Here is a 15032-nt window from a genome sequence, read left to right as displayed (position 1 = left end):
TAACTTTAATTTTACAACGGAGTGGTGATTGGGTTTGAATTACGCAGAGGCAGTCAATTATATAGAGGAAGTACCAAAGTTTACGAAAAAAACAACGCTGGACCACACGAGGTATCTGCTGAAAAAGCTGGGGAATCCAGAGAAGGACATGAGGATTATCCATGTGGCGGGTACGAATGGAAAGGGGAGTGTCTGTGCCTATCTGAATTCCATGCTGTCGGAAGGCGGTTATACATGCGGCATGTTTACATCCCCGCATCTGATCAGGATCAATGAGCGGTATATGATCGGCGGCCGGCCGGTGGATGATGAGATTTTTCTGCAGGCATTTCTGAGGGTGCAGGAGGCATGGAAGGAGGCCATGGCGGAAGGCGAAAGCCATCCGACGTATTTTGAAATCCTGTTTTTAATGGGTATGGTGATTTTCCGGGAGAAGAAGGTGGATTATCTGATCCTGGAAACTGGACTGGGCGGCCGGCTGGATGCGACTAATGTTGTGAGCAGCCCGCTGGCATGCATTATTACGTCCATCAGCCGGGATCATACAGAATATCTGGGAGAGACAATCCGGGAGATCGCCTGGGAAAAGGCCGGTATCATCAAGCCGGGCGTTCCTGTGATCTATGACGGGCGGAATCAGGAAGCGGCCGCGGTCATTGAAGAACGCGCCGGGGAGCTGGGAAGCCCGGCTTTTGTGCTGAGAGAGGACATGTATAAGCTTCTGAGCAATACCCGGGAAGGCATCCGTTTTGAATTCCGGTACGGGAATGAGAAGGGCGCCGAACTGGAGATTCCGTATATTGCGGAATATCAGATGATGAATGGCTCTCTGGCCTTTTTCACCATGAAGAAGCTTCAGCCGGTTCATAACATTCCGGAGAGGCAGTTGATTGAGGGGATCCGGAAAACGAAATGGCCCTGCCGGATGGAGACTGTTATGGATGGCGTGATTATTGACGGAGCGCACAATGAGGACGGGGTGGCGCAGTTTGTTAAGACGGCGGCCCATTTCAGCAAAGAAAATCAGATTACCATTTTATTTTCGGCGGTTGCGGATAAGCGGTATCAGGATATGATCCGGGAGATCTCTGAGGGCATCCATCCGGACCGGGTGGTCACTACGGAGATTTCCGGAAGCCGGGAGGTTTCAGCCGAGGAGCTGGCGGAGCTGTTCCGCCGGGAGGGCTGCCGGGAAGTCTGGGCAGAGCCGCAGGTTGGGAAGGCTTTTGAAAAAGCGTATGAGGAGAAGGCAGAGGGACTGATGTTCTGTGTTGGTTCCCTGTATTTGGCGGGAGAAGTGAAGGACTGGATTGCCAGACGTGAAAAGGAGGCGGCAAAATGCTGAACTACGAAGAAGAGCTGAAGAAATTCAAACCATGCCTGGATGTGGATGAGGTGGAAGACGCCATTTACAGCCGTGACCTGACGGATGTGATCGATATCCTGAAGGAGATGCAGAAGTCTCAGACTGATCAGTCAAAGGAGTAGCCGAATGAATTGTATGAATTGCGGAGCCGGGGTGAAGAATTCCAGCATCTGTCCGAAATGTGGCTGTGATTTAAGCGTCCAGAAGAAGGCGCTGCAGCTGTCGGTCCTCTATTACAACCAGGGCCTGGACAAAGCGCAGATCCGTGATCTGTCCGGAGCCATTGATATGCTGCAGAGGAGCCTGAAATATAATAAGCTCAATATTCCGGCCAGGAATCTGCTGGGACTGGTCTATTTTGAGACAGGTGAGGCAGTATCAGCTCTGAGTGAATGGATCATCAGCAAGAATATTAAACCGGATAACAACATTGCCACGGAATACATCCAGAAGCTCCAGGCAGAACCGGCCAAGCTGGATGTCATCAACCAGACCATTAAGAAGTATAATATTGCCTTAAAATGCTGCCGTGAGGGTAATGAAGACGTGGCAGCCATACAGCTTAAGAAGATCCTGACGCAGAATCCAAAGCTGATCAAGGCGTACCATTTGCTGGCTTTGATCTATATCAAACGGGAAGAGTATGAAAAGGGCAGAAAAATCCTGAAAAAAGCGGCCAGGATCGATAAGACGAATTCGACGACACTGCGCTTCCTCAAAGAAATCGACGAGCAAACGGGTACCGTAACAAGCCTGGAAGGCCGCCGCGGTTCCATCTGGGCGAAAGGAGGCAGAGAGGAAAAGGACAAAGAGGCATATGTCCCTGAGAGTGACGTGGTGATTCAGCCTGCCGCCTTTCGGGAAACCTCTGTATTTTCAAATATTATTAATATCATTATGGGCATTTTGATCGGCGCCCTGGTCGTGTGGTTCCTGGTGGTCCCTTCTGTCAAACAGAGTGTGAACCGGAACGCCAGTGAAAAGATCGTGGAGTACAGCAATACCATGGCTACACAGAGGGCACAGATTGATGAACTCCAGCGGCAAATTGATACCTCCAACGCAACAGTGGAGTCCGCGCAGCAGCAGATTACAGACGCCGGGAAAAAAGCGGACGCATATGAGAACCTGATCAAAGCCTATAACGCCTATCAGTCCCAGAATTATGAGCAGGCGGCCAATTCCCTGCAGGGGATGGACGTGACTCTTTTGTCGGTAGACGCGAAGGCCGTATATGACAGTATGCATGAGGAGGTTCAGAAGCAGATGTTCGATAAGCTGTCGGCGGATGGGGTTGCCGCCTTTGAGAGGGGCGACTATGCGGCTGCGATTGATAACCTGACAAAGGCGAAGGCTATCAATGGAGATGACTTTACTGTGCTGACCTACCTGGCCCATTCCTACCGTCTCAGCAGCGATATACCGAATGCGATCACCACATTCCAGGAGATTGTAGACAAGTTTCCGGATTCCAGGCGTGCGACGACGGCGCAGCATTACGTTGACCTGCTGAACAAAGGGGATACCAGTGACGGCAATGAAGGTACGCCGCCGGGAGGCTATGGAGATGAGGGGGACAATGGCGGCGATACAGGCGGCGAGAATTCCGGCAATGAGAATACAGGCGGGAACACAGGTGGGGGAACAGAAGGCGGAGGCCAGTCCCCCATAGACAGTGAAGGAATAGAATAAAGGAAAATGTCAGCGGATTCGCTGGGATTAATTATGAATTTTAAGGAGCGTACATTCTTGAATAATTACAGAGAAATACAGGAGGCTGTTGCGGCGGGCGAGCGGGCGCTTGACAGCCTGAGAGCGGCAGAAAAATCCTTGAACAGCGCCGGCGGCTGGGGGTTGTTTGATATGTTTGGGGGCGGGATGTTCTCAACAATGATTAAACAGTCCAAGATAAATGATGCCAGGGGAGAGCTGGAAGCCGCCCGGTATGCGCTTCGGAGTTTTGAGAAGGAGCTGCAGGACGTGAGCAGGGCGGTTGATCTTAGAATCGATATCGGAAGCTTTCTGTCCTTTGCCGACTTTTTCTTCGACAATTTTTTTGTGGACTGGATGGTGCAGTCTAAGATTGATCAGGCAAAGAGCCAGGTCTCTCAGGCCATCCGGCAGGTGGAGGGGATTCTGACAGAGCTGCGAAGGATGTAGACGGGAAAATCAACGAATCTGCAAATTAATATTGAAAAAACCGGGGCTACCCCCTATAATGTTAAAGGAGAAGCTGAAGAGAAAAGAACCCTTGTAAGAGGCTGTTCTAAAGTACAAATATTCTGATTTTACAGGATAACTATGTACTTTAGGGCAGCCTTTTTAAAATGCGCATGCGAAAAAAGAAGAAAGGAGTCGAATATGGACGAATTATTGGAGGTAAAAGGGAACATACTGATTATATATGTTCCGGAAGAGCTGGACCATCACTGTGCGGAGAAAATCAGGATCGAATCTGACCGGATTCTAACGAAGCAGAATATCCGTCAGATTGTGTTTGATTTCCGGAGGACTGTATTTATGGACAGTTCAGGGATAGGAGTGATTATGGGCCGGTACAGGAATATTAATCTGTTGGGCGGGCGTGTTAAGGCGATCCATGTGGGGGAGCAGGTGGAGAAAATCCTGCGTATATCGGGGATTTATAAGGTAATTGCCATAGAAACGGAACATAAATAGAGTAAATGGGGAAATGAGAAAGGAGTCAGCAAGATGGAAAACACCAATGAAATGATGATTGAATTTGACAGCCGGTCCTGCAATGAGGGGTTTGCCAGGGTGGCTGTTGCGGCCTTCTGCACGCAGATGAACCCGACGCTGGAAGAGGTGGCCGACCTGAAGACGGCCATATCGGAGGCGATCACCAACGCGATCATTCACGGATATGAAAATGAGATACATAAGATCCGTATTGAGTGTAAGATTGTGGGACATGACCTGTATGTGACAGTGATCGACCATGGGAAAGGGATACCGGACGTGAAAAAGGCTATGGAACCGCTGTTTACCACGAAACCTGAGATGGAGCGCTCCGGTATGGGATTTGCTTTTATGGAAGCCTTTATGGACGAGATCGCTGTAGTTTCCCAACCAGGGGTGGGGACGGAAGTCCATATGAAAAAGCGGGTCGGCTGCGGCAGCAGCCCTTTTGCGTGAAGGAGGCAGTATGGATGAGACACTTATCCTGATAGGAAAAGCACACCAGGGGGATAAAGTGGCGAGAGATCTGCTGGTAGAGCAGAATACAGGTCTGGTGTGGAGCATCGTCCGCAGGTTTCTGAACCGTGGCGTTGAGGCGGAGGATCTCTTTCAGATCGGCAGCATTGGGCTGATGAAAGCCATTGATAAATTTGACACCAGCTATGAGGTGCGTTTTTCAACCTATGCGGTGCCTATGATAACGGGGGAAATCAAACGTTTTCTCAGGGATGACGGCATGCTGAAGGTCAGCCGTTCCATGAAGGAGACCGCAGGGAAGGGGTATGCTGCCAGAGAACAGCTGGAACGGAAACTGGGGCGGGAGCCTTCGCTGATGGAAATTGCGGATGAGATTGGCGTCACGCCTGAAGAGCTGGCCATGGCTATGGAATCAGGCGCGGAAATCGAGTCTCTGCAGAAGACGATCTATCAGGGAGACGGCAATGATATTTCGCTGATGGACAAGCTGGAGGAAAAAACAAATCAGAATGAAAAGCTGCTGGACCGGATTCTTCTGGAAAACCTGCTGAAAATTCTGGAACCGGATGAGAGAAAGCTCATATACCTCCGTTATTTTCAGGAGGAAACCCAGGTTTCCATCGCCAAAAAAATGGGGATTTCCCAGGTGCAGGTATCCAGGATGGAGAAGAAGATCCTGGAGAGGCTGAGGAAAAATTTAATGTAAAAGGGAGTATCCAGGTATATTTTAACAACGAAGTCATCATACTAACACCAATCATAAAATCAGGAAGTGAGAAGGATGACTAAGAAAAGAGCATGCCTGTTAGTTTTGCTGCTTGTGCTGGCGGCAGCACTCTGTCTGGGAGGGTTTTACCTGTACAAGAGCAGCCAGGGCCATGAACGCCCTGTTCATGGAATCCTTGTACTTCGGGAAATCTGGGGGGAATAATATGAATCAGACTCTCTATATTCAGACAGACCGGAATGTAAAAGTGACAAAAGAAAAAGTGCTTTTAGGAGAAATCGCTACGCTCAGCTGTTCAGACTCCAAGGTGCTGAACCGGAATATGGCCCGGCCGGTGACAACTCTTCCGAAGGGAAAATATGGGCGGTATACCATGTCTGCCATTGATCTGGTAAAGGCGGTGGCAGAGGAGGAAGAAAACGTAGACGTTACGCATATCGGCGAGCCGGATTTTGTAATCACATTTGAAGACCCCAAAGGGAAAAATGCGGCAGTCAGCATCCTGAAGACAATTTTCGTCAGTCTGGTCGCATTTTTCGGCATGGGGTTTTCCATCATGACGTTTAATACGGACGTGGATGTGGAAGGACTGTTTGACAACATCCATACGATGTTCACGGGCCGTCCCTCCAGCGGGTTTTCCGTGCTGGAAATCACGTATTCCATCGGCATAGGAATCGGTGTCGTATTTTTCTTTAATCATTTCGGCAGGAGGAAAATCACGCAGGATCCCACGCCCATGGAAGTGCAGATGCGCCTCTATGAGGATGATGTGGATTCGACGATACTCGAGCAGGAACGCCGGAAGGAGAAAAAATAATGTGGCAGCAGATCATAATGGGGATTATCGGGCTGTGCGCAGGCTTTGCAATCGCCAGCGGCGCGGTGGCACTGGTGATTGGCCTTGGCATCATCCCGCGCTATGCCGGCGTCACCAAGACGCCGGAGCATATTCTGTGGTATGAGGATTGCTGTATGCTGGGAACGATACTCGGGACGCTGGCGTATCTGTGGAAGGGAAGCATTCCTCTGGGAGTTCCGGGACTGGTATTATATGGAGTTTTTGCGGGCATCTTCCTGGGGAGCTGGATTATCGCCCTCGGTGAAGTAGTGGATATTTTCGCAATCCTGACCAGGAGAATCGGTCTGACGCGGGGGCTGCCCTGGGTCATACTGGCGATGGCAGCCGGAAAAGTTCTGGCTTCTCTTCTGTACTTCGCAAAGGGTTGGTGGTGAGCTCAGGAAGGGCTTTCCAGCAAAAAGAAGATAATTCCGAGATATAGCTTGTTGTCCGGTTCATAGATATCCATTTTCAGCATGGTTTTAATTTTCTGCAGCCGGTATTTCAGGGTGCTGGTGTGGATCTTCAGATCTCCTGCCGTATCCTTCAGCTTCATGTCGTGCCTGGAATAGGATACCAGAGTGGGATAATATTCTGTATGATGGCTTCTGTCATATTCCAGAATATCCTTAATCCCCTCCGGCAGCACGGAGGAGAGCGGCAGCGAATAGGCGCCGTGGCGGATCAGATAATCGCACACGTAATCCTGATAGTGGTAGACACGTTTGATGTAGTCCAGCCGGTAACCCATCTCAAGAGCGGCTTTTGCCTGGAGAACATAGGCGGGGAAGTTTGAAAAAACAGTAAATTCAGAGCTGATTCCGGCGATGTAGAGCGTCTTTTCAAGCGCTGCTGTCAGAGTATTTGTAAGGTCTTTCTGGCCGATTCCCGCCTGCGTGAGATTGCAGAGATAAATATTCCTGCCTGAATCCAGGATGAAGGTGTGATCCGCCAGAAGCTGTATGGTGGGAACGATGTAATCGGAGCTGGCCTGAAATATATTGGAATGAATGATAATGCAGATCAGCTGGTCCTTTTCTGACCAGCCGATTTTTTTTCGGATTTTCAGGATGCTTTCCGGACATTCTGCCTGATCGTCATAGTTATTCAGATACCTGGTGATTTCCGAATGAAACTTCTGGAAATTCTGGTAGCGGTTTACATAAAAAAACTCCCGGTATTTTAAAATATAGGGCCCCAGGTGGTGAAGCAGGATACGTTCCCGGAGAGAAAGGCGCTGGCAGAGGTCCAGAAGGATGATCTGTGTGTTCAGGTTCGGCCGCTCTATGGAGTAGGAGAGGAACGGTATCTGTTCGGCGGTTATTCCCTGGCAGAAACCTTCTTTATCCGGGCGAAGGGAGCACAGTGCCTGTTCCAGCTGTTCCGGCAGAAAGTCTGTATCCGCGCTCCTGAACAGCTGGGAACGGTAGAAACGGCTGCCTTCCTGGCTCAGCATCAGGACTTCATGGAATTCTCCCAGCACGAGTATCGGCATCTGAAACACGTCAAACAGCCTTTGCTCCAGGTCCCTGTAAGATTTTCCGTTCAGACAGAACTGCTTCAGGTATATCTCATAGTCGCTGTATCTGCGGAAAAGTTCAGAAATATGGGCGAGGATTATCTCTCTGGACAAATACGAGGGCACATATAGGATATCCGCTTCATCATGCCGCCCGTCGGGTTCCGGCTTTCCGATGCAGATCAGTGAGATCTGGCCCTCCGGCAGCTTCAGGCCGGAGAGCTCTGAAGCGTACAGGATATAGATGCACTCCATATGCAGGGCAATATCTGGCGTCCATATCATGCAGTATTCCAGCGGACGGTAGAATATATTGCTCCGGCTGTGGTTTTCCACAGGGAAGGACAGACTCTGCGCTAAAATATAAGTATTCAGCTTCAAGGTTATCTCTTGCTCCTTTCTGCGTCGCTTTCAAGCAGGTGTATGATGATTTTGAGGTAAAATACCACGTCGGGATCGTTGAGATTCAGGACCAGCATTTCGGAGATTTTTTTCATGCGGGATTTAAAGGTGCTGCGGTGGACGTACAGGTCTTCAATGGCATCTGCCGTTTTCTTGTCATATAATACGAAATTCCTCAGGGTGCGGTAGTATTCGGTTCCGTGAAGCTGGTCATATTTTATAATGCTGTTGAGGGTGGCGGGCATCAGTACATGGAAGGGTAGGGAATCCGTCCCGTTTATCAGGACATGCTTCAGAGCCACGTTCTCAAATTTGAACAGCCATTGTGTGGGGTAGAGCCGCGTGCCGGTCAGGCGGGCAGCTTTTGCCTGCTTATAGTAGGCGGGAAACTCAAAGAAATCGGAAAATTCAGTGCTGATGCCGGCGCTCAGCAGATTTTCCCGGACAATATAGGCAATCTGGGCACATTCCTCTTCTCTGGTTTTACTGCTCCTGGTCAGGTTGAAGATCAATACCAGCTCGTCCTGGTAGTTCAGGGTCAGGCAATCCGGTATATAGTGGTCGAAGAGCAGGCTTTCATAAGGCGTTACGTGCAGCTTGACGCTTTGGGTAGGTGCCTGGATGTTGATGCAGAAATAGGCGTCGAAAGGCTTCCATCCATAGAGCAGCAGCTCCGTTTTCAGCTCTTCCCGGCGCAGAGAGTAAACCCCGCTGAGGTGTTCCAGGCAGGAGTTCTTGAATATTTGCAATGTATCCAGTTTTTTTATTGTGTTATTCCGCAGTGTTGCTTCCAGGAATTTTACAAAAAATACCAGTAGGGCCGCCGTGCCGAAGCCGAATTTCTGGTTCTCATCGATGATGATCCTGCCGATATATTTTCTGGAATAGTCAAACAGATTCATGTAGATGCTCAGAGTTTCGTCATCGTCATCCAGCCAATATTCCGGAGAGGTGTAATTAAAGGTGTCCAGATAATCTTTTCGGAAAATCAGGTCTTTTACCAGCGCCTCCTGCAGATGGTTCGTGTGTGGTTCGCGGACCGTATAGGTGAAGTGAATGGTATCTGATTCCACGGCAGCCAGTATTTCATATTCCGGATTGTGCACCAGTATGGGGTTCTGGAAAACTTTTTGACCCAGCCGGCACAGATAGGATATAGATTTCTTTTTCATGAGGGCGTCTGTGAGTTCCTGCTCCCAGAGGTCATATTTCAGGAATGCATTCTCAAGATCACGAATAACCTCGGGCAGACCGTAATTTTCAGTCTGTATCAGTTCCAGGTAATTGCCCCTGCAGGCATAATCCCGCTGGCAGTTATCAGGAGTCAGGTATAGGAAAAAATATTCCCCGCCATCCGGAAACGCAGGCTCTATGGGTTCGGGCACCAGATACAGGATGTCCTGGCGAAGCTGGAGGTCCGGCGTATAGGAAGAAAAAGTTGTGATTTTCCGCTTGGTAGAGCTGGCTGGAAAATGGTAGGACCGGACATTGGTAAATTCATCATAAAGTATCTGCAGATTCAGATTCAAGGATTACACCCCCTTCTCTCATCTTATTTTAATCTATTTTAGGAAAAGAGGCCACCGAATTTAATTGGCCGAATGCGCAAAATTTGCATGTATAAAACGTCAAAGAGGACAATTAGCAATGGCTAATCAGCCCTTTGTTCCCGGAAAATCCCAATATTTTCTGGAATTTCGTCCTGATTTGAAGATGTTTAGCCAGCCTCAATGTCATATAATTCTCTATGAAAGCTGCAGACAGCCGCCGCGAGGCGGATCGGTCAGCGTTCATGATCTGTCATGTTCGCACCAGCGAACGAAGTTATTTACTTATAACAGGAACCGGAGCGGTTCCAATCCATTCCATGCGCGTGGGAAAGGGCAACTATATTAGGAGGAGGGTAAACACAATGAAGAAAATGAGAAAAGGGCATATGATTCTGTGCCTGATAGCATTATTTCTCTCAAATGTTGCCATTATGGCGGATATGGTCATTATTCCAATAGCGGATAATTTATTCAAGACTTATGGGAATCCAACCGTCATCAATTTTATTCTGTCAGGAGCGGCATTTCTCTCGGTATTCACGGCTATGGCCTGTGCGAAGCTGCTCTACAAATTCAGCAAAAAGACAATATTAATCGTGAGTATGATCCTGTTTGCTGTCGGTTCTATCTTCGGGGCGGCCGTCGATAATATTTATTACATGCTCATCATGAGAATCCTGGTCGGAGTTGCCATGGGCTTTGTTAATGCGACGGCTATGGCCCTGATCGCAGAACTTTTCGATGACGAGGGCGCCCGTGGGAAAGCGATGGGATTCTTCAACGCTTCCATGGCGGGTATCGGCGCAGTGATCAGCGTGGTTGCAGGTATCTTCGCCGTTAATGGATGGAGAGAGGTATTCAAGGTTTACTGGATTTCAGTACCGATCCTGATCCTGATGATTCTGTTTATTCCGATGACGCCTCCTGACAAAGAGGAGGTTCAGGAGAACGGCGGGACTGTTACTCCTAAAAAGCCGTATCTGTCACATCAGATAGGACTCCTGCTGTCCTGCTTTGCTTATAACCTGATATATGGGGTGATTTTCTACCAGGTAGCCGTGCTGGTGTTTGAGCGGGGCCTGGGAAATGAGAGCTCAGCGGCAATTCTCTCTTCACTGGGAACCGTCGGAAGCTGTGTGCTTTGTATCCTGTTCGGATTTATTTACGCCAAGTTAAAACGTGCGACCATCGTGCTGGGCTATGTGGGAATTTGCTTGTCTTACCTGATGCTGTATCTGGCGCCCAACGCAGCGGTGGCCGGAGTGGCGTGTACGCTCTGTGGAGCCGCCTATGGATACGGATTTTCTTATTTCTTCATGCGGTGTACAGTGATTGTTCCCGGTGTGAAGATATCAGGGTCAGTTTCGCTTACCACTGCAATCGGGCAGCTGGGGATGTTCCTGTCTACATATGTCTGTACCATACTGCAGGGAGTGCTGAATACCACTGGAATCGCAGCTTTGCTGCCGTATGCCATCGGCGCTGCGGGAGTGGGAGCCGTTTTGTCAATCATCCTGACGATCAGGGACAGAAAATTTCCCAGCGAATATGTGGAACAGTAATTACAGAGCTGTTTCTGCCTGCCGGAACATGCAGCGGAGAACAAGCATGAAATAATCAATGAATAAGGAGGAAGGAATATGTTAACAGTTAAACAGAATCTTCTGGAGACAATACACGGAGGCAACCCAGACCGCTTTGTGAATCAGTATGAATTCTTGAAAATTATCTATGGAAGCCCGTTCTTTGATCTGCATAACGGACCAGTCCTGGAGCCGGGGGTTATCAACGCGAAGAATGCGTGGGGAATCACTTTTTCCTGGCCGGAAGGCCTGCCCGGAGAATTCCCGGTGCATGATGAAGAGCATCTGGTTCTGAAGGACGTCACACAGTGGAGGGATCACGTGCATGCTCCGGCTCTGGATTATACCGATGAGGAGTGGGCGCCTTATATCAAACAGGTACAGGAAGTTGACAGGGACCAGTATTTTGTGGCCAGCCTGATGTGGCCGGGAATCTTTGAACAGCTGCATCATTTCATGGATATTCCTCAGACAATGATGAATTTCTACGAAGAGCCGGAGGCTATGAAGGAACTGATTAACTATCTGGCGGACTGGGAAGTTGAGTATGCCGATGTAGTCTGCGCCAAACTGCATCCGGATGCCGTATTCCATCATGATGACTGGGGGACACAGCGATCCACATTCATCTCTCCCCAGATGTTTGAAGAATTTCTTCTGCCTGCTTATAAGAGAATCTATAAGAGATACCGTGATAATGGCGTGGAGCTGATCGTGCATCACTCTGATTCCTATGCGGCAACTCTGGTTCCCTACATGATTGAAATGGGAATCGATATCTGGCAGGGTGTAATGACATCCAACAATATTCCGGAGCTGATTCAGAAGTACGGAAAACAGATTACTTTTATGGGTGGTATTGACAGCGCGCAGGTTGATTTCCCAGGCTGGACCCGTGAGAAAGTCCGCCAGGAAGTCAGGAGGGCCTGCGATGAGAATGGAAAGCTTTATTTCATACCGAGTGCATCCCAGGGTCTCGACTGCAGTACCTTCCCGGGTGTATATGAGGCCATATCCGAGGAAATCGACGCTTACAGTAAAGAGGTTTTTAAATAATCCTAAATACAAAGGGAGCCCTGTACGGGCGGCGGTAAAGCTGCCCGCACAGGGCTTCTTCATTGTATTGATACCTAAAAGGTATTCTTGTATATGACATATGAGTATTAGACATCTGACGGGAAGCTTTCGAGCAGATTTTTGCCTCCAGAGGAAACCAGTGTGTAATACTTGAAGAATAGTCTGGCTGTGTGAGAAATAATTGAATAAAATTACAAAATTGCCGAAGCCGGCGCAGTCCTAGTGGGATATTCTGGGGACGTTTGCAGGGAACGGATCAGAAGGCAGTATAATTCCGGAGAAAACTAACCATACTAACGAAAAAAGGATGGTTATGACCAATGGAAAGTCTGCACAGTGAAGATAAGAAAAAAGAATATGAGCAGTTTGTCAACCAGGTAACCCCTAAACAGAATCTCCCGCTGAATATGCTCAAGGCATTCATAGTGGGCGGGCTGATTTGCGTACTGGGTCAGTTTATCCTCAATACAGCCATGAACAACGGCGTGACAAAGGATGATGCCGGAGCATGGTGTTCGCTGATACTGGTCTTTCTAAGCGCTCTGTTTACCGGACTGAATCTGTACCAGAGACTGGTGACCTTCGGCGGAGCGGGCGCATTGGTGCCGATCACCGGTTTTGCAAATTCGGTTGCTGCGCCTGCCATCGAATACAAGAAAGAAGGACAGGTATTCGGCGTAGGGGCTAAGATCTTTACCATTGCGGGACCAGTGATCTTGTATGGAGTGTTTGTCAGCTGGCTGCTGGGAATCGCCTATTATGTGCTGAAGCTGGCAGGGCTTTACTGGGGCTGAGGCTGGTTATTAAAATGAATCGATTTTTTCAAAGCCGGGCCTGCAGCACCCGGCTTTTCCTCATATTCGGGGGGCGGAGCTCATTTCCCGGTTCCATCTGTCAATAAGCAAGATTCTTTGCCCTGAATTCCGGATTTATTGCTTGGGTTATGATATACTTATACCCACAGGGTATCCCGTAATACATGCCCTGCCGGGCGGGGGAACAGCTTACGCTGTTCCACAAAGTTTACAAAAAAGGAGCGATTGGTATGGAAAGAATGATTAGCTTTCTGGCAGGTTACCTGTGTGGGAATTTTCTGACCGCAGAGCTGCTGTCCAGGAAAAAGGCGGGAAAGAGCGCTTTTGGAGTAGGAACGGGGAATCCCGGGATGGCGAATATGATGAGACAATATGGCTTCAGGGACGGGCTTCTGGTGCTGGCGGGGGATGTGGGCAAGACGTTGCTGGCCTGTCTTGCCTGCCGTTTTCTCTTGTTCCCGTCCATGCAGCTGCCGGCGGCTCTGTACAGCGGCCTGGGCTGTGTTACAGGGCATAATTTTCCTGCCTGGCACAAGTTCCGGGGCGGTAAAGGAGTTGCCTGTACCTGCGCGGCTCTGGTCTGTATTTCGCCTCTCTGGGGACTTTTGGCCTGCATTGCAGGCCTGGTTGGAGTGATATTAACAAAGTATCTTCCTGTCGGCGCCGTGATGATTCCAGCGGTATTTCTGTTTCCCGCGTTTGGGATCTATGGTGCTGAGGCCGGGATAATTGCAGCGGTGCTGGCGCTCCTGATGTTGATCCGGCATTATCCTGGGCTTAAGAATATACCTACAGGAACCGAACCGCAGATCGACCTTTTAAAACGGCTGCGGCGTGGGAAATAGATCACAGGGCCTCCAGCAATACGTCAATGACGCCGCCGCAGACCATTCCCTCGGTTTCGGCGTCTTTGCCTGTCAGATCAGCGTGATAGAGGCATGATTTTGAATTCGCCCTGGAGAGAAGGCGGAGAGCTGCCTGGCGTACATCAGCCTCCAGACAGCCTCCGCCAATTGTTCCGACAGTTGTTCCGTCCCTGTAGATCAGCATTTTTGTACCCACCTCTCTGGGTGCGGACCCTTTCCTGGATACTATAGTAGCCAGGATTTTTTCGGTTAAAGCCCGGGACGGCTCCAGGACAGCCTGAAGGATCTCTCTTGGATAACCGCCTTTCCGGCCGGTTTTGTTTTTCACCTGAACGATTTCGGCCATGATAGCGACTGCGATTTCTTCCGGAGTCTCCGCGCCGATATCCAGGCCGATGGGTGTATATACCCGTTCCAGGGTCCCGGGGTCTACGCCCTTTTCAATGAGCGCCTCCTTTACCCTGGCGGTACGGGAACGGCTGCCGATCATACCTATATAGGCATGCTCTTTCGCCGCGATGATCTCCAGGCAAGTCTGGTCGTAACGATGCCCCCGTGTCAGGATGATAAAAAAAGTATCCTTTCCTCCGGATATCTCCCTAAGCCCCTGTTCAAAAGGTTTGCAAATCACCCGGTCCGCGCCTGTCCTCCTGGCGTTATCCGCGAATACGGGACGGTCTTCCAAAACGGTTACACAGTAGCCCAGTATTTTGCCCATTTGAATCACAGGAATGGAGACGTGTCCTGCGCCGCAGACCACCAGCATTTTTTCGCCGCTCAGAAAGTCACAGAAAACCTGCTTTCCGTCCACCAGGCGAAGACCGCATCCGGTGAGCGCAGAGATTTCCTTCTGGTGAACGGAAAAAAAACCATCTTTATGGGACTCCCAGATCAGCCGGCCGTTAGAAAACAAAGCTTTCTCACCGGACAGCTCCGGGTCCAGAGCTGTCAATACCTTATTCTGATGATTGGGATTGCATTCTGCAACCCGCTGCCAAAATTCCAGCATCCTTATACCTCCCGGAAATCTTAATTGCGATATGTCTAAAATACATTGTAACAGGCAGATCTGTTTTTGACCAGATAAGAAACAGCTATAAAGCCATACT

The 15032-nt window shown here is 49.5% G+C and carries 17 protein-coding genes; 14 read left to right on the top strand and 3 right to left on the bottom strand.

The genetic code is table 11. The features are described 5' to 3' along the window. Positions 1-34 precede the first annotated feature (34 nt). From H9Q79_RS11750 to H9Q79_RS11705, 10 genes are all read left to right on the top strand, one after another. A complete protein-coding gene (locus tag H9Q79_RS11750) occupies positions 35-1345 on the top strand; it encodes a bifunctional folylpolyglutamate synthase/dihydrofolate synthase (RefSeq protein WP_249328356.1) in 1311 nt (436 codons plus the stop codon). After that, positions 1339-1488 (top strand): hypothetical protein, encoded by a 150-nt coding sequence (locus tag H9Q79_RS11745; RefSeq protein ID WP_249328355.1) that lies wholly within the window; start codon positions 1339-1341, stop codon positions 1486-1488. Before H9Q79_RS11750 ends, H9Q79_RS11745 begins: the two co-directional genes overlap by 7 nt. A 4-nt stretch (positions 1489-1492) precedes the next feature. Then, a complete protein-coding gene (locus tag H9Q79_RS11740; RefSeq protein ID WP_118644075.1) occupies positions 1493-3058 on the top strand; it encodes a tetratricopeptide repeat protein in 1566 nt (521 codons plus the stop codon). A gap of 57 nt (positions 3059-3115) precedes the next feature. Beyond that, positions 3116-3526 carry a hypothetical protein gene (locus tag H9Q79_RS11735; protein WP_249328354.1) on the top strand — a complete coding sequence of 137 codons (411 nt, stop codon included), beginning with the start codon at positions 3116-3118 and terminating at the stop codon, positions 3524-3526. A gap of 201 nt (positions 3527-3727) precedes the next feature. Beyond that, complete coding sequence (locus tag H9Q79_RS11730; RefSeq protein WP_118644077.1) at positions 3728-4045, top strand: STAS domain-containing protein; 318 nt, start codon at positions 3728-3730, stop codon at positions 4043-4045. 33 nt (positions 4046-4078) lie between these two features. Next, complete coding sequence (gene spoIIAB, locus H9Q79_RS11725) at positions 4079-4522, top strand: anti-sigma F factor (RefSeq protein ID WP_118644079.1); 444 nt, start codon at positions 4079-4081, stop codon at positions 4520-4522. Between the two features lie 10 nt (positions 4523-4532). Next, positions 4533-5249, top strand: coding sequence for a SigF/SigG family RNA polymerase sporulation sigma factor (locus H9Q79_RS11720; RefSeq protein ID WP_118644081.1), 717 nt, complete (start codon positions 4533-4535; stop codon positions 5247-5249). A 75-nt stretch (positions 5250-5324) separates the two neighbouring features. Further along, on the top strand, positions 5325-5474 hold the full coding sequence (locus tag H9Q79_RS11715) for a hypothetical protein (protein WP_249328353.1): 150 nt from the start codon (positions 5325-5327) through the stop codon (positions 5472-5474). A 1-nt stretch (position 5475) separates the two neighbouring features. Next, positions 5476-6090 carry a stage V sporulation protein AA gene (locus H9Q79_RS11710; protein ID WP_118644083.1) on the top strand — a complete coding sequence of 205 codons (615 nt, stop codon included), beginning with the start codon at positions 5476-5478 and terminating at the stop codon, positions 6088-6090. Continuing rightward, entirely contained in the window at positions 6090-6506 is a 417-nt protein-coding gene (locus H9Q79_RS11705) for a stage V sporulation protein AB (RefSeq protein ID WP_118644085.1), read from the top strand. The genes H9Q79_RS11710 and H9Q79_RS11705 overlap by 1 nt, the downstream gene beginning before the upstream one ends. A 2-nt stretch (positions 6507-6508) precedes the next feature. Here the strand turns inward: H9Q79_RS11705 and H9Q79_RS11700 are convergent, their stop codons facing one another. Both H9Q79_RS11700 and H9Q79_RS11695 read right to left on the bottom strand, forming a co-directional pair. Then, positions 6509-8011 carry a PucR family transcriptional regulator gene (locus H9Q79_RS11700; RefSeq protein ID WP_249328352.1) on the bottom strand — a complete coding sequence of 501 codons (1503 nt, stop codon included), beginning with the start codon at positions 8009-8011 and terminating at the stop codon, positions 6509-6511. Positions 8012-8013: 2 nt separating this feature from the next. Beyond that, a complete protein-coding gene (locus H9Q79_RS11695; RefSeq protein ID WP_118644089.1) occupies positions 8014-9561 on the bottom strand; it encodes a PucR family transcriptional regulator in 1548 nt (515 codons plus the stop codon). A 383-nt stretch (positions 9562-9944) separates the two neighbouring features. Here H9Q79_RS11695 and H9Q79_RS11690 point away from each other — a divergent pair, with 383 nt between their 5' ends. The 4 genes from H9Q79_RS11690 (at position 9945) to H9Q79_RS11675 (ending at position 13902) form a co-directional block, all read left to right on the top strand. Next, positions 9945-11144 (top strand): MFS transporter, encoded by a 1200-nt coding sequence (locus tag H9Q79_RS11690; protein ID WP_249328351.1) that lies wholly within the window; start codon positions 9945-9947, stop codon positions 11142-11144. A gap of 78 nt (positions 11145-11222) precedes the next feature. Continuing rightward, positions 11223-12221, top strand: a complete 999-nt coding sequence (locus H9Q79_RS11685; RefSeq protein WP_118644095.1) for a uroporphyrinogen decarboxylase family protein — start codon at positions 11223-11225, stop codon at positions 12219-12221. Between the two features lie 341 nt (positions 12222-12562). Continuing rightward, complete coding sequence (gene spoVAC / locus H9Q79_RS11680; protein ID WP_118644097.1) at positions 12563-13036, top strand: stage V sporulation protein AC; 474 nt, start codon at positions 12563-12565, stop codon at positions 13034-13036. 251 nt (positions 13037-13287) lie between these two features. Further along, positions 13288-13902: a glycerol-3-phosphate acyltransferase gene (locus H9Q79_RS11675; protein ID WP_118644099.1), complete on the top strand. Its 615-nt coding sequence runs from the start codon at positions 13288-13290 to the stop codon at positions 13900-13902. A gap of 1 nt (position 13903) precedes the next feature. Here H9Q79_RS11675 and H9Q79_RS11670 read toward each other — a convergent pair whose 3' ends face one another. Then, positions 13904-14932, bottom strand: coding sequence for an XdhC family protein (locus H9Q79_RS11670; RefSeq protein ID WP_249328350.1), 1029 nt, complete (start codon positions 14930-14932; stop codon positions 13904-13906). Positions 14933-15032: the final 100 nt, after the last annotated feature.

This window comes from Wansuia hejianensis, from assembly GCF_014337215.1.
Classification (GTDB): Bacteria; Bacillota; Clostridia; order Lachnospirales; family Lachnospiraceae; genus Scatomonas; species Scatomonas hejianensis.
Note: the sequence above shows the minus strand (reverse complement) of the source record. Positions and strands in the feature narration are given on the sequence as shown.

Excerpts from the sequence above, each read along its gene's own strand:
- H9Q79_RS11745 (WP_249328355.1), top strand. The coding sequence starts at position 1,339 with ATGCTGAACTACGAAGAAGAGCTGAAGAAATTCAAACCATGCCTGGAT.
- H9Q79_RS11690 (WP_249328351.1), top strand. The coding sequence starts at position 9,945 with ATGAAGAAAATGAGAAAAGGGCATATGATTCTGTGCCTGATAGCATTA.
- H9Q79_RS11730 (WP_118644077.1), top strand. The coding sequence starts at position 3,728 with ATGGACGAATTATTGGAGGTAAAAGGGAACATACTGATTATATATGTT.
- spoVAC (WP_118644097.1), top strand. The coding sequence starts at position 12,563 with ATGGAAAGTCTGCACAGTGAAGATAAGAAAAAAGAATATGAGCAGTTT.
- H9Q79_RS11720 (WP_118644081.1), top strand. The coding sequence starts at position 4,533 with ATGGATGAGACACTTATCCTGATAGGAAAAGCACACCAGGGGGATAAA.
- H9Q79_RS11705 (WP_118644085.1), top strand. The coding sequence starts at position 6,090 with ATGTGGCAGCAGATCATAATGGGGATTATCGGGCTGTGCGCAGGCTTT.
- H9Q79_RS11675 (WP_118644099.1), top strand. The coding sequence starts at position 13,288 with ATGGAAAGAATGATTAGCTTTCTGGCAGGTTACCTGTGTGGGAATTTT.
- H9Q79_RS11740 (WP_118644075.1), top strand. The coding sequence starts at position 1,493 with ATGAATTGTATGAATTGCGGAGCCGGGGTGAAGAATTCCAGCATCTGT.
- H9Q79_RS11715 (WP_249328353.1), top strand. The coding sequence starts at position 5,325 with ATGACTAAGAAAAGAGCATGCCTGTTAGTTTTGCTGCTTGTGCTGGCG.
- H9Q79_RS11670 (WP_249328350.1), bottom strand. The coding sequence starts at position 14,932 with ATGCTGGAATTTTGGCAGCGGGTTGCAGAATGCAATCCCAATCATCAG.
- spoIIAB (WP_118644079.1), top strand. The coding sequence starts at position 4,079 with ATGGAAAACACCAATGAAATGATGATTGAATTTGACAGCCGGTCCTGC.
- H9Q79_RS11685 (WP_118644095.1), top strand. The coding sequence starts at position 11,223 with ATGTTAACAGTTAAACAGAATCTTCTGGAGACAATACACGGAGGCAAC.
- H9Q79_RS11710 (WP_118644083.1), top strand. The coding sequence starts at position 5,476 with ATGAATCAGACTCTCTATATTCAGACAGACCGGAATGTAAAAGTGACA.